This window comes from Thioclava sp. F42-5 (genome assembly GCF_002213195.1).
Taxonomy (GTDB): domain Bacteria; phylum Pseudomonadota; class Alphaproteobacteria; order Rhodobacterales; family Rhodobacteraceae; genus Thioclava; species Thioclava nitratireducens.
Genome location: NZ_NBNZ01000004.1, coordinates 277,571 through 290,430 on the forward strand (window position 1 = coordinate 277,571; position 12,860 = coordinate 290,430).

At 62.9% G+C, this 12,860-nt stretch carries 17 protein-coding genes and 2 tRNA genes; 14 read left to right on the forward strand and 5 right to left on the reverse strand.

Annotated elements, in window-relative coordinates; genetic code table 11:
- Nucleotides 1-141: 141 nt before the first annotated feature.
- The 3 genes from B6V74_RS12940 to B6V74_RS12950 form a co-directional block, all read right to left on the reverse strand.
- Complete coding sequence (locus B6V74_RS12940) at nt 142-783, reverse strand: hypothetical protein (RefSeq protein ID WP_146694551.1); 642 nt, start codon at nt 781-783, stop codon at nt 142-144.
- 233 nt (nt 784-1,016) lie between these two features.
- A complete protein-coding gene (locus tag B6V74_RS12945) occupies nt 1,017-2,615 on the reverse strand; it encodes a site-specific integrase (protein ID WP_088722990.1) in 1,599 nt (532 codons plus the stop codon).
- A 115-nt stretch (nt 2,616-2,730) separates the two neighbouring features.
- Nucleotides 2,731-2,805: transfer RNA gene (locus B6V74_RS12950), tRNA-Thr, on the reverse strand.
- Nucleotides 2,806-3,095: 290 nt separating this feature from the next.
- Here B6V74_RS12950 and murA point away from each other — a divergent pair.
- The 14 genes from murA (at nt 3,096) to B6V74_RS13020 (ending at nt 11,890) form a co-directional block, all read left to right on the forward strand.
- Nucleotides 3,096-4,364, forward strand: coding sequence for a UDP-N-acetylglucosamine 1-carboxyvinyltransferase (murA, locus tag B6V74_RS12955; RefSeq protein ID WP_088722991.1), 1,269 nt, complete (start codon nt 3,096-3,098; stop codon nt 4,362-4,364).
- Nucleotides 4,365-4,415: 51 nt separating this feature from the next.
- A complete protein-coding gene (locus B6V74_RS12960) occupies nt 4,416-4,895 on the forward strand; it encodes a DUF2948 family protein (RefSeq protein ID WP_088720320.1) in 480 nt (159 codons plus the stop codon).
- Nucleotides 4,896-5,032: 137 nt separating this feature from the next.
- Nucleotides 5,033-6,346 (forward strand): histidinol dehydrogenase, encoded by a 1,314-nt coding sequence (hisD, locus tag B6V74_RS12965; protein ID WP_088722992.1) that lies wholly within the window; start codon nt 5,033-5,035, stop codon nt 6,344-6,346.
- Nucleotides 6,346-6,822, forward strand: coding sequence for a UPF0262 family protein (locus B6V74_RS12970; RefSeq protein WP_075775990.1), 477 nt, complete (start codon nt 6,346-6,348; stop codon nt 6,820-6,822). Before hisD ends, B6V74_RS12970 begins: the two co-directional genes overlap by 1 nt.
- 5 nt (nt 6,823-6,827) lie before the next feature.
- Entirely contained in the window at nt 6,828-7,280 is a 453-nt protein-coding gene (locus B6V74_RS12975; protein WP_075775991.1) for a low molecular weight phosphatase family protein, read from the forward strand.
- A 4-nt stretch (nt 7,281-7,284) separates the two neighbouring features.
- Nucleotides 7,285-7,692 carry a ketosteroid isomerase-related protein gene (locus tag B6V74_RS12980; RefSeq protein ID WP_088722993.1) on the forward strand — a complete coding sequence of 136 codons (408 nt, stop codon included), beginning with the start codon at nt 7,285-7,287 and terminating at the stop codon, nt 7,690-7,692.
- Complete coding sequence (locus B6V74_RS12985) at nt 7,692-8,273, forward strand: GNAT family N-acetyltransferase (RefSeq protein ID WP_088722994.1); 582 nt, start codon at nt 7,692-7,694, stop codon at nt 8,271-8,273. The genes B6V74_RS12980 and B6V74_RS12985 overlap by 1 nt, the downstream gene beginning before the upstream one ends.
- Before the next feature lie 8 nt (nt 8,274-8,281).
- A complete protein-coding gene (locus B6V74_RS12990) occupies nt 8,282-9,175 on the forward strand; it encodes a carbon-nitrogen hydrolase family protein (RefSeq protein WP_088723071.1) in 894 nt (297 codons plus the stop codon).
- 82 nt (nt 9,176-9,257) lie between these two features.
- Complete coding sequence (gene infA / locus B6V74_RS12995; RefSeq protein WP_010397442.1) at nt 9,258-9,476, forward strand: translation initiation factor IF-1; 219 nt, start codon at nt 9,258-9,260, stop codon at nt 9,474-9,476.
- Nucleotides 9,473-10,042 (forward strand): Maf family protein, encoded by a 570-nt coding sequence (locus B6V74_RS13000; protein ID WP_075775994.1) that lies wholly within the window; start codon nt 9,473-9,475, stop codon nt 10,040-10,042. Before infA ends, B6V74_RS13000 begins: the two co-directional genes overlap by 4 nt.
- Nucleotides 10,042-11,094: a ribonuclease E/G gene (locus B6V74_RS13005; RefSeq protein ID WP_088722995.1), complete on the forward strand. Its 1,053-nt coding sequence runs from the start codon at nt 10,042-10,044 to the stop codon at nt 11,092-11,094. The genes B6V74_RS13000 and B6V74_RS13005 overlap by 1 nt, the downstream gene beginning before the upstream one ends.
- Complete coding sequence (yacG, locus tag B6V74_RS13010) at nt 11,091-11,282, forward strand: DNA gyrase inhibitor YacG (protein WP_088720315.1); 192 nt, start codon at nt 11,091-11,093, stop codon at nt 11,280-11,282. Before B6V74_RS13005 ends, yacG begins: the two co-directional genes overlap by 4 nt.
- A gap of 99 nt (nt 11,283-11,381) precedes the next feature.
- Nucleotides 11,382-11,457 (forward strand) — tRNA-Phe (locus tag B6V74_RS13015).
- Nucleotides 11,458-11,692: 235 nt separating this feature from the next.
- Nucleotides 11,693-11,890 carry a helix-turn-helix domain-containing protein gene (locus B6V74_RS13020; RefSeq protein WP_240497103.1) on the forward strand — a complete coding sequence of 66 codons (198 nt, stop codon included), beginning with the start codon at nt 11,693-11,695 and terminating at the stop codon, nt 11,888-11,890.
- Between the two features lie 72 nt (nt 11,891-11,962).
- Here the strand turns inward: B6V74_RS13020 and B6V74_RS19005 are convergent, their stop codons facing one another.
- Complete coding sequence (locus tag B6V74_RS19005; RefSeq protein ID WP_168184219.1) at nt 11,963-12,133, reverse strand: hypothetical protein; 171 nt, start codon at nt 12,131-12,133, stop codon at nt 11,963-11,965.
- The gene (locus B6V74_RS13025) at nt 12,130-12,528 is read right to left on the reverse strand and encodes a helix-turn-helix transcriptional regulator (RefSeq protein WP_088722996.1); all 399 of its coding nucleotides are present in this window, start codon (nt 12,526-12,528) and stop codon (nt 12,130-12,132) included. The genes B6V74_RS19005 and B6V74_RS13025 overlap by 4 nt, the downstream gene beginning before the upstream one ends.
- Between the last annotated feature and the right edge of the window lie 332 nt (nt 12,529-12,860).

Below are 12,860 nucleotides of genomic sequence, written 5' to 3' on the forward strand. Positions count from 1 at the left end.
CGCTGCGAGTTAGGCGGGCGGCTCGAAGAGCAGAGATGAGCGCGCTTTCTGAGAGGATGGTTTGCTCGAGATCATTTGCGCTAGCGAGGCGACGGCATGCGCCGCTGTGGCTTAGCGCTAGACGGAGGAGCGCCGAAATCATTACGCGACAAGGTCCACGTCTTCTGGGCGCGGTGACGTGCTGTGAAGAAGTGCCAGGCAGCGGCTGAAGTCGTCCCAGTCATCTGGAAGTGTGTTCTGCTGGCCGGTCAGCACATAAGGCAAAACCGAGCTGGCCACAGGGATTAGGTTCCAAAGCCGAGGTACGTCACTATAATAGTTCACGACTCCCCGCGAGCTTCGGCTCAAGGACGAAAAGAAGCAACGTCTAGCGGCGCTTAGCCGATTTTTCATGGCTGGATCGCGCTCCAGCCATGCCACCGTTTCTTCGATGAGCGGCATCTCCGGAAGCGTCGCGATGAACTGGTTGCCGTCGTCCTCGGCTCTCTCGATGAGTGTCGCGGCTGCGAAACGGTATTTCGCGCCGAGCCGAGAGAGGGCGAACGGCAGCGCGTAGCGTCGTGCCCGAGTGCCGGTAAAGGGTAGCCCCGAGAGGTGCTTTCCCGCCGTATCAGGGTGGAGGCCTGTTCCGGCGCAGTAGTCTGAAATTCTTGCGCTAAGCACGGTATTTTCCTGTTGACATTGATTTTTTATAACCCTGATAGGCGAGAGAGTTTCCTTGGGAATGTCTAACTTATGCCATAAAAACGACTCAAAATCAATACCTTGGCAAAAACGGGTCACAGCTCGGGTGTGATTCGGCTGGCCGTGTGCAGAGTAGTCTTAGAGATAAGTTGGGCGGGGTAGCTTTCGCGAGCTATGGTCATCGCCGTCTCCGCTGACGCGGGGCGCAAGCACCATTTCTAAGCACCCGATGCGCCGTACGAGATGCTCGGCGTCCCAATTCGTCGGCAAAGAAAAACCCGCGCCGATGATCAGCGCGGGTTTTCGTGTCGGGTGGTGGTGGTCGGTGGTGTTCAGTCTCTCACGAAGCTCGCGACCTTTTCGAGCGCCGCCAGCTTCTCGCCAAGTAGATCGTCGCCACCATATCCCGCTTCCACGAAATCTTCCCCGTCTAGCCGCCCTGCGATCAGGCGTCGAATTTCCTTGTCGATCCCTGCGCGCCGCGCGGCGTCGGTCCAGCTATGCCGCAGGCTATGGAATTTCATGCCCGGCTCTGTAAGCTCGCAGGGGACACGGACCTTGCGCCGGAAACGCTCGCCGTATCGTTCGGTGAAGCGCCCGCGCCGATCCGGCGTAACCTCGCCCCGTGTGACGCGCCGCCGCTTGTCCTGCTGATCTTCGAGAAAGAGAAAGTGCCCCCCGGAAGCTTTGCGCCGTTCGACATAATCTAGGAAGCCCGCCGCAATCACCGGGCTGGGGAGCGGCACGACGCGCACAGAGTGCTTATTTTTCACTTTCTGTTGCGGGTCGTCGTCGGAAATCTCGATGACATGCACGTTTCCAGAGAGACGCACGTTCGTGACGAGTAGCTGTCCCAGTTCTTCGCGGCGCGCACCGGTATAGGCGGCGAGAAGCGGAAGCCATCGGTCTATGACTTCGCCGTCCGTTTTCTCGACGTGGTCCAATATCTTCCCGACCTGAGCCGGGGTGAATGGGATCGTCTCCTTCACCGAGCCTGCCGAGAATTTCACCTTCTCGCCGCGCGGTTTGTATCCCGCGAAGGGGTCGGCGCTGATCAACCCGGCTTGATTGAGGGCATACTTGCTCAGACTCTTCATGTGGTCGCTATATCGTGCGCGGGTTTTCTTGCTGATCGTCGGCAAGTTCTCCCGTTGCCCCTTCGAGATGATCTTTAAGAGGGGCAAGCTGCGAAGGCTCGCGGCTGTCGAGGCCGGGAACTTGGTCAAGACCTCGTCGAACTTGTCGAGGTGTGCTCGCGTCCATTTTTCAACGGGGATATCGCCGTGCAGCTCGATCCAGCGGCGCACGGTATGCAGCACCGACTCCTTGTTCTGAATGGTGTAGCTGTTTGCGTCTGTGAACTTCTCGGCCAGCTCGCGGATGCCCACGGTCCCCTCGTCCAGACCGCTCGGGGCTGCGGGAGGCTCTTTGCCAAGCTGGCGGCTGACGCCCTTCAATCGGCGCGTCTCGGCGGTCAGGGTGCGGAGGGCTGCTTGCCCTTCCTGTTCTTCTCGCTGAGCGAGTGTGCGGAGGGCGTGAGGTGGCAGGCTCTCTGTCTCAGTCGCCAACGCCGCGCCGCTCCCCATCCCCGCGAGGGCAAGAGCGGCTTCTTTGCGAAGCTCCCGGATCGTATCAAGCAGGCGCTCGGGGCCGCCAATTTCTGCGAGCAAGTCGCGGTCTTCTTGGCCAAGTGTCCCCAAGATGCGCTCTCGATCTGCGAGGCGCTGGGCTTCCTTTGCTTGGCGGTCGAAGATTGCTCGTTGTTCGCCCACCCGGCTCTTGGCCTCTTTTGGGTCGGCAGTGCGTAGCGAGCCACGCATGACGCCGCTCTTGTGCTCGGGGTAAAGCGACTGAATCACTTTCGGGATCGGAAGATTTAGGTGATACGTGGAGCCGCGAATTTGCGCGCCTGAGACGGTGGGGAGGGGCATGCCGCCAACCTCTTGTGTTAGTTTGTGCTAACGCAAAGCTTAGCACATCATTAGCACAACGACAGCTCGCCAGAGCCCTGTTTTTATTAAGCTTTTGATTTCAAAGGAAAGAAAGTGGTGCTGCTGGAGAGACTTGAACTCTCGACCTCTCCCTTACCAAGGGAGTGCTCTACCGCTGAGCTACAGCAGCGCCGGTTTCGGTCCGTCGCTTTGACCGTGGCGGGGATTTAGACGCAATCGCGCGGGGGTGCAAGGGCAAATCTTGCTCTCTCTCGACAGGATTTCGCAGGCGGGTTAAACGGGGCGCCATGACAGGCGGTAAGAAAGACGGATCGGGCACGTCCCGCGAGGCGGGGTTGAGCCGCGAAGAGCGTCGGGCGCAGGCGCTCCGGGCGAATCTGCAGCGTCGCAAGGCGCAGGCGCGCGCGCGCAAATCCGAATCCAAGCCGCCGAATAACAACGAATCCGAGGGCAGTTGAAATGGACAGCATCGTCGTACGCGGCAACGGGCCTCTTTCCGGCCAAATCCCGATCGCGGGGGCGAAGAACGCCTGTCTCGCGCTGATGCCGGCCACGCTTCTGAGCGATGAGCCGCTGACCCTGACCAATGCGCCGCGCCTGTCGGACATCCGCACGATGACCGAATTGCTGGCCTCTCTCGGCGCGGAAGTGACCGCGCTGCAGGAGGGAAAGGTGCTCGCAACCTCGTGCCATGGCGAGATCAACCCGGTCGCGGATTATGAAATCGTGCGCAAGATGCGCGCGTCGAATTTGGTGCTGGGGCCGCTGCTGGCACGTCTGGGCCATGCGGTCGTCTCGCTGCCCGGCGGTTGCGCGATTGGCGCGCGTCCGATGGATATCCATGTCGATGCGCTCGCGGCGCTCGGCGCGGAGATCGAGCTGAAGGACGGCTATCTGCATGCCGAAGCGAAGGGTGGACTGAAAGGCGCGACACATGAGATGCGCTTCGCCTCGGTCGGCGCCACCGAGAACTTCCTGATGGCGGCCTCGCTCGCCAAGGGCACATCGGTGCTGAAGAACGCCGCGCGCGAGCCGGAGATCGTCGATCTCGCGAAATGCCTGCGGGCAATGGGGGCGCAGATCGAGGGTGACGGTACCTCGGAGATCGTGATCGAGGGCGTGGATCGGCTGCACGGCGCCACGCACCCGGTGGTCGCCGACCGGATCGAACTGGGCACCTACATGCTCGCGCCCGCGATCTGCGGCGGCGAGGTGGAATGTCTGGGGGGGCGAATCGATCTGCTGGAGAGCTTCTGCGAGAAGCTCGATGCGGCGGGTATCTCGGTCGAGCAGACCCATACCGGCCTCAAGGTCGCGCGCAAGAACGGCCGCATTCTTGCCGTCGACGTGACGACCGAGCCTTTCCCCGGCTTCCCGACGGATCTTCAGGCGCAGATGATGGCGCTTCTTTGCACCGCCGAGGGCACCAGCGTTCTGGAAGAGAAGATTTTCGAGAATCGCTTCATGCACGCGCCCGAGCTTATGCGGATGGGCGCGAATATAGAGGTCCATGGCGGCCATGCGACGGTCCATGGCGTCGACAAGCTCAAGGGCGCGCCGGTGATGGCGACCGATCTGCGGGCCTCCGTGTCGCTGATCCTCGCGGGGCTGGCCGCCGAGGGCGAGACCGTCGTCAGTCGTGTCTATCACCTCGATCGCGGCTATGAGCGCGTCGAGGAGAAGCTGGCGGGCGTCGGCGCCCATATCGAGCGCGTGAAAGCGAATTGATCGGCTGGCAATCCCCGCCATCTCCCCCATATCGAATGCAGAGGTGACCCAATGACCCGTGACGCGAAATTCGAAGAGGGTGGCGAAGGCGCGATCGCGCTGCGCGCCGAGACCAAGGACGACCTGCCCGTGATTGCGGCGCTGGTGCAGGACGCCGTGCTGCCGATCACCGAGATCGCGTGGGAGGCGAAATCCCGTCGTCTCGCGCTGCTGATCAATCGCTTCCGCTGGGAAGACAAGGCGCAGGCCGAGGCCGAGAAGCGGCCCTACGAGCGCGTGCGCTCTCTGCTGGTGATCTCGGACGTCACCCATGTCGCGAGCATGGGCATCGATCGGTCGGATCGCGACGTGGTGCTCTCGATCCTCGACGTCACCTTCGAGGAGGCGGAAGACGGGGCGGGGCGTGTGACCCTGACGCTGGCGGGCGATGGTGCGCTGGCGGCGGATGTCGAATGTCTCGATGTCGATCTGCGTGATGTGGAGCGGCCTTATCGCGCACCCTCCGGCAAGGTGCCGCATCATCCCGAGTGAGCCGAGTTTTGCCGCCGGGGTTGCCTCCGGCGGAGATATTTTCGCCAAGTCGAATTGGAATTGCCTTTGCGGGCAGCGTCGTGCTTGCGGGGCAGGGCGGGAGTCTCTAATCCGAAAAGCGGAAAAGGAGACTGTCGATGCCGCATTTTCTGGACACGCGCGAAGATGGGTTTGAAGCCCGGTTTGTCGAACTTCTGGGGATGAAGCGCGAGGACAGTCCCGATGTGGATGCTGTCGTGGCCGAGATCATCGCAGATATCCGCAAGCGGGGCGATGCGGCGCTGATCGAGCTGACCGCGAAATTCGACCGGCTGGAGCTGGCGCCCGAGACGCTGGCTTTCTCTCCCGACGAAATCGAGGCCGAGGTCGCGAAAGTGCCTGCCGAGGAGCGCGCGGCGCTGGAACTGGCGGCCGAGCGCATCCGCGCCTATCACGAGCGTCAGATGCCGCATGACGCGCGCTGGATCGATGCGAGCGGGGCGGAGCTTGGCTGGCGCTGGGGACCGGTTTCGGCGGCGGGGCTCTATGTACCCGGCGGATTGGCGAGCTATCCCTCTTCGGTGCTGATGAACGCAATCCCGGCGAAGGTCGCGGGCGTAGAGCGGCTTGTGGTCGCCTGCCCGACGCCGGGCGGGGCGGTGAACCCGTTGGTGCTGCTGGCGGCGCAACTCGCGGGAGTCGATACGGTTTACCGGATGGGCGGCGCGCAGGCGATTGCAGCGCTGGCCTACGGGACCGAAACGGTCACGGCGGTCGACAAGATCACCGGGCCGGGCAACGCTTTCGTGGCGGCGGCCAAGCGGCGCGTGTTCGGGCGCGTGGGCATCGACATGATCGCGGGGCCGTCCGAAATCCTCGTGATCGCAGACGGCACGGGCGATCCGGACTGGATCGCGCTCGACCTGATGAGCCAGGCCGAGCATGACGAGAGCGCGCAGGCGATCCTGATCACCACCGACGAGGCCTTCGGCAAGGCGGTTGTGGCGGCGGTCGAAAAACGGCTCGAGACGCTGGAGCGCCGCGCCATCGCGGGCGCCAGCTGGCGCGATTTCGGGGCGGTGATCGTCGCGCGGGATCTGATGGAGGCAGCCGAGCTGTCGAACCGGGTGGCCCCCGAGCATCTGGAACTTTGCGTCGCCGATCCCGATTGGCTGGCGGAAGCGATCACACACGCGGGCGCCATTTTCCTTGGTGCCTACACACCCGAAGCGATCGGCGACTATATTGGCGGGCCGAACCACGTTCTGCCCACGGCGCGCTCGGCGCGGTTTTCCTCAGGCCTCTCGGTGATGGATTTCATCAAGCGCACGACCATGGCGAAGATGACGCCCGGCGCGCTGAAGGCGATCGGCCCTTCGGCGGAGATTCTGGCGAAATCGGAAAGCCTCGAGGCGCATGGGCTGTCGGTGCGTGCGCGGCTCGATGCGCTCAATGACGAAGGGGAGGGGTGATGGCCCGGATTTCGCATATCCAGCTGGACACGAGCGGCCTTCCCGCGCCCTCGCCCGAGATCGAGCAGGAGCGCAAGGTCGCGATCTACGACCTGCTCGAGGATAACAGCTTCGACATCCCGGGTCGTGACGGCCAACCCGCGCCGGAAGGGCCGTTCACGTTGACGCTGGCAGTGCGCGACCGGCGGCTGGTCTTCGACACCGAAACCGAGAGCGGCGCGAAAGTGGCGGAGTTCCATCTGTCCTTCGGCCCGTTCCGGCAGGCGGTGAAGGACTATTTCCAGATCTGCGAGAGCTATTTCGAGGCGGTCAAGAAACTGCCGCCCAGCCAGATCGAAGCGATCGACATGGCGCGGCGCGGCATACACAACGAAGGCGCGCGCATCCTGCAAGAACGCCTCGAAGGCAAGGCCGAGATCGACATCGACACGGCGCGGCGCCTCTTTACCCTCGTTGCCGTTCTCGCCCCGAGGTAATCGGAATGGGCGAGATCCCCAACTCCGTTCTTTTTGCGTGCGATCATAACTCCACGCGCTCCCCGATGGCCGAGGGGATGATGAAGAAATTTTACGGCACCGAATGTTACGTGCAGTCAGTGGGCGTGAAGGCCGATCTGGAGATCGACGGGTTCACCATCGCGGTGATGGCGGAGATCGGCGTCAATCTGGAGCGACACCGCGCGCGCTCTTTCACCGAGTTGCAGGAATGGGGCGACGATCTGTCGGCCTTCGATCTGGTGATCGCACTTTCGCCCGCCTCGCAGCGTCAGGCGTTGGAACTGACGCGGTTTTTCCATCTCGACGTGGAATATTGGCCGATTCTCGACCCGACCGGGATTGGCGAGACGCGCGAGGCCAAACTCGCTGCCTATCGCGACACCCGCGACCAGATCCGTCGTCATCTCATCGACCGTTTCGGCCCCCCTCAGGAGTAAGACCATGCCTCGCGCCCGCGCTCTCGACACGATCACGCGTTACTACGATGCCTTCAACGAAGGCGATACCAAGGCGATGGAGCGGCTGCTGGGCGAGCCCTTTGCGCATCATGTGAACGAGGGGAAAATCCGCCACGGGATCGAGGCGTTCCGCGAATTCAACGCGCATATGAGCCGCTGCTATCGCGAGCAACTGACCGACATGGTGATCATGGCGAACGATGCCGGTACCCGCGGTGCGGCAGAGTTCATCGTGAACGGCGCCTATCTGGAGACCGATGACGGGCTGCCCGAGGCGCATGGGCAAAGCTATGTCCTGCCGGCGGGGGCGTTCTTCACGCTCGACGAGGGCAAGATCACGCGCGTGGTCACCTATTACAACCTCGCCGACTGGATCGCGCAGGTCTCGTGATGGAGGTGCGGCGGTTGACCGGAGAGGCGCTGGATGCGGCGCTTGACGACGTGGCGCGGCTGCGGATCGCGGTCTTCCGGGACTGGCCCTACATCTATGACGGCTCGCTGGAGTATGAGCGGCGTTATATCCAGAGCTACCGCGAGAGCGATGCGGCGGTGGTCGTCGGCGCGTTCGACGGGACGACATTGGTTGGAGCGGCCACGGGCACGCCGCTGGAAGATCACGCCGGTGATTTCGCGGCGCCTTTCGCGGGCACCGGGTTGAAGCTGGAAGACGTGTTCTACTGCGCTGAATCCGTGTTGCTGCCGGAATATCGCGGTCAGGGGCTCGGTCACGCCTTCTTCGATCACCGCGAGGCCCATGCGCGCGAGCTGGGGCGCGGTCATTCGGTCTTCTGCTCGGTGATCCGGCCCGACGATCATCCCTTGAAGCCCGCCGATTACCGCCCGCTCGACGGGTTCTGGCGCAAGCGGGGCTATGCGCCGATGGCCGGCGTAATCGCGCGGTTCAAATGGACCGATCTAGGTGAGGATCAGCAGACCGAGAAGGCACTGCAATTCTGGGGACGCCCGCTGTGAGCCGCGATGTGACGATAGCCGCGGCGGCCTATCCGCTCGACTGGTTCGACGATTGGGCGGGCTACGCGGCGAAGGTTACGACTTGGGTGACCGAGGCCGCGGGGCAGGGCGCGCTGCTTCTGGTTTTTCCCGAATACGGCGCGATGGAGTTGGCCAGCCTCGGCGGTGCAGAGGTTGCGGCTGACCTGGAAGCCGCGCTGGCGCATGTCGCCGGATTACGCGCGGATATGGAGACGCTGTTCGCAAATCTCGCGGCAAAACATGGCGTGCATATCCTCGCCCCCTCCGGCCCCGTCATCGAAGGGCCTAAGCGCGTGAACCGGGCGAGCCTGTTCGGTCCCGGCGGGCTGATCGGGCATCAGGACAAGGCGATCATGACGCGGTTCGAGCGCGAGATCTGGCATGTCGATGCGGGCGAGGGGCTGGCGCTTTTCGACACCGCGCTCGGCAAGATCGGGGTCACCATCTGCTACGACAGCGAGTTCCCCCTGCTGGCGCGCGCGCTGGCCGAGGCGGGGGCAGAGATCATCCTCGTGCCCTCCTGCACCGACACGCTCGCGGGCTACAACCGGGTGCGGATAGGTGCGATGGCGCGGGCGCTGGAAAACCAATGCGTGACCGTTCAGGCGCCGACCGTGGGCGATGCGCTTTGGTGCCCGGCGGTGGACGAGAACCGGGGCACGGCTGCGATCTTCGCGCCGCCCGATGGGCTCTGGCCCGAAAGCGGGGTCGTGGCCGAAGGGGCCCCCGACTCACCCGGCTGGACCTTCGCGACGGTGGACTTGGATCGCGTCGCGCAAAGCCGGACTGCAGGAGCTGTTTTGCCCTACAAACATTGGTCCGAGCAGTCTGATGCGGCCCAAATAATCCGGATCGCCTCGGAAAACCCCGCCCAGCCTTGACATTCCCCTTGAATTTCGCGGCTTACGGGCGCATTTAAACGCTCGCCCGCAGATGGCGCGGGTAACCATTTACGGAGTGACCATGGCCAAGGAAGAAATGCTCGAATTTCCCGGTGTCGTGAAGGAACTCCTGCCTAACGCGACGTTTCGGGTCGAGCTGGAAAACGGCCATGAGATCATCGCGCATATGGCAGGCAAGATGCGTAAGAACCGCATCCGCGTTCTGGCAGGCGACAAGGTTCAGGTGGAAATGAACACCTACGACCTCACGAAGGGTCGTATCAACTACCGCTTCAAGTGAAGCTGATCCTCGGCTCGGCGAGCCCGCGGCGGCGAGAGCTTCTGGCCCAGCTCGGGCTGGAGCCTTTTGACGTGCGCCCCGCCGATATCGACGAAACGCCGTTCAAAGGCGAGGCCGCGCGCGACTATGTCGCTCGCATGGCCCGCGAGAAAGCGATGGCGCTTGATGTGGCCGACGACGAGGTGCTGTTGAGCGCCGATACAACGGTGACCTGCGGGCGCCGCATCTTGGGCAAACCCGAAGACGAGAAGGAGGCGGCGGAGTTCCTCTGGCTGCTCTCCGGGCGTCGGCACCATGTGTTTACCGCCGTGGCGATCCGCACGGCGCAGGGCCTGCGCGAGCGGCTCGTCGATACGGTGGTGAAGTTCAAACCGCTTAGCGACGAGGACGTGAACGGCTATCTCGCCTCGGGCGAATGGCACGGCAAGGCGGGTGGCTACGCCATCCAGGGGCGCGGCGGCGCGTTCGTGCCGTGGATCCAGGGCTCGTTCACCGCTGTCGTCGGGCTGCCGCTCGCAGAAACCGCAACGCTGCTCGCAAGCGCGGGCATTCGAGGGGAAGTGTAATGCAGGGGCGTTTGGTTCTGCTGGACGAAATCGCCGGTCGCGAAGCGGCGGCGCTGATGGTCGACGGGCAACTCGAAGACCTGATCATCGACACTTCCGACGAGATCAGCTTTGCCCCCGGCGCGATTCTGCGCGGCACGATCGGTCGCCAGATGAAAGGGCAGGGCGGCGTCTTCGTCGATCTGCCCGAAGGCGCGCGCGGCTTTCTGAAAGAGGTGAAGGGGCTCGCCCCCGGCCAAACCGTGATCTGCATGGTCTCCGGCGGCACCGAGCCCGGCAAGGCGCTGCCTGTGACGCTGCGGGTGCTGTTCAAGTCGCGCTACGGCATCGTCACCCCCGGCGCGCCCGGAATCAACGTCTCCCGGCGGATCCATGAAGAGAATCTGCGCGCCGATCTGCAGGCAGCAGCCGAGGCGGTGATGGAAGGCTCGGATATGGGCGTGATCCTGCGCTCTGCCGCGGCCCATGTGGCGCTCGATGAGGTGGCAGAAGATGTCGCCGCGATGCGCGAGCTGGCCGAGGCCGTGACTAACGATACTGAAGGCGGGCCGGAGCTGCTCGTCGACGCTCCCGATCCGCATGAAGAAGCCTGGCGCGACTGGGCCGAACCGGTGCCCGACGAGGTGATCGAAGGCGGGTTCGACGATCACTGCGTCACCGACGCGATCGAAGCGCTTCTACACCCGCGGGTCGACCTTCCGGGCGGGGCGCATCTGATGATCGAGCCGACCCGTGCCTTGATCTCGGTCGACGTCAATACCGGCAACGACACGACGCCCGCCGCGGCGCTGAAGGCGAATATCGCCGCGGCCCGAGAGTTGCCGCGTCAGCTGCGCCTGCGTGGCCTTGGGGGGCAGGTCGTGATCGACTTTGCCCCGATGCCCAAGCGCGACCGTCAGGCGCTGGAGCAGCAGCTGCGCCGCGCCGTAAAAGGCGAGCCAGAGACCTCGCTCGCAGGCTGGACGCCGCTGGGCAATTTCGAGATGCAACGCAAGCGCGACCGCGTGCCGCTCGCACGTCTCTTGCGGGGCCAGACGACGGAGGCGATATGAGCTGCCCGATCTGCGGCAAGGAGGCCGACCCGAAATACCGCCCCTTCTGTTCCAAGCGCTGTGCCGACGTCGATCTGGCGCGCTGGCTGAACGGCTCCTACGTCATTCCCGGCGATATCGCCGAGGAAGAAGAGCGCGCGCCGACCGGCCTCGCAGGCGATGATTTGCCCCCCGGCAAGCCGCACTGAAAACCTTTCGCAAGATCGCGGAATTTTCTGCGAAATCCCTCTGGACACCCCCCGCGCCCTCGTCTAGTAACCGCTCCACCAAGACCGAAAGGTCGAAGTGCCCGGATAGCTCAGTTGGTAGAGCAGCGGATTGAAAATCCGCGTGTCGGTGGTTCGAATCCGCCTCCGGGCACCACTTAAAACCCCAGTAATTATTGATCGATAAGGGCGAACGGCTTCGCTCAGCTCCGTCGATTTTCTTCGCTGGGCTACACCTGGGCTACAAAACGAACGTGCTGCTCTGCTCGTTCGGTCGACAGAATCTTCGCTCGAAGTCAAAATGCCATGCGACGTCTGATCGTGTCAGCGGTATGGAGCCTATATGCCCTAACTCGCCTATAGGACCGCGAATGATGCAGAATCATACACCCATGCCCGCCTATCTGACCGTCGAGCAGGTCGCCAAGCACTTCAACGTTTCCACCGACACGATCTGGCGCTGGAAGCGCAACGGCAGCTTTCCGAAGGCCGTCAAAGTTGGCCCTGGCTGCACTCGGTGGCGTTCTTCGGATGTGCTTGAACACGAAGCTGCCCTGCAAGCGTGCTTTGCGACGCATCTCGAAATGTAGCTTGCTCCATCGGACGTGATGTCTGGAGGGGCGCCCCGCTTCCTAGGAACGGGGCGCATTCTGATGGGCGGTTCATCCCGCATCGATGAGATCTTTAAGCGCCTGGAGACGGGTCGATGTCAGCTTCGGATCGGTGCCACCGCTAATAACCCTGATAAACTCGATCCAGACCTTCTCGTTCTCGCTAAGATCAGTCCAGTTGCCAGCGGGTGCGGTGGGCACCATGAATATGCCTTCAGTCATTTCCCAAATATCCCTCTGAGGGTAACCCGTGATCTCGCAGTCAGCCGCGGATCAGTGTGACCAGAAGCATCCCGAAGTTCTTCGAGCCAGCTTTTTTCGTTTTCTGTCACTGCGATGCCGAAGATGTCGCCTATCGCGAGCGCTGCTGTCTTCCCAACTGCCTGCACCAGCGCAAGGCGCATCAGAAAGGCAGGGTCGCATTCCAATGCTTGAGCGAGCGAGGGGAGTCTGTCCAGCGGGATTTTGCTGCGGCCGGACTTCAGGATCGTGATCATGTTCGGGTTCGTGAAGCCCGCCTCGGCTGCGATCTCAGCCTGTGTCTTGCGGTGCGAAAGCGCCTGGATGCGGTCGCGCAGGAATTTGGCTGCGTCGCTGTCTTCATATGGGTGTGTCATCTGATGTGCTCGTCTCGTGGTCGATACCAAGACCATATCGACCGCGCGTCAGATGAGCGGGTGGGGAGTTGCTGCAGCGCGTGGGATGCGAAGTCCTAGGAAAAGCGTTCTGAAGTGATGGGGATGCAGCCGGTGGTCGCGATGTAGGGGCGCACGAACCCTCCGGGTCGGCGACGCAGGTTTAACCCGTAGGTCGACGAAAGCGTATTGTTCGGCGCTTCCGACCACGAGGTCGGAAATGGTTCAAGTAGTTTCTCATGTCTAGCGAAGCGAACCAAGCCAGCGCAACCAGAGCGGACACTCGTCTCCGATAAGGCAATCAGATAGCATGG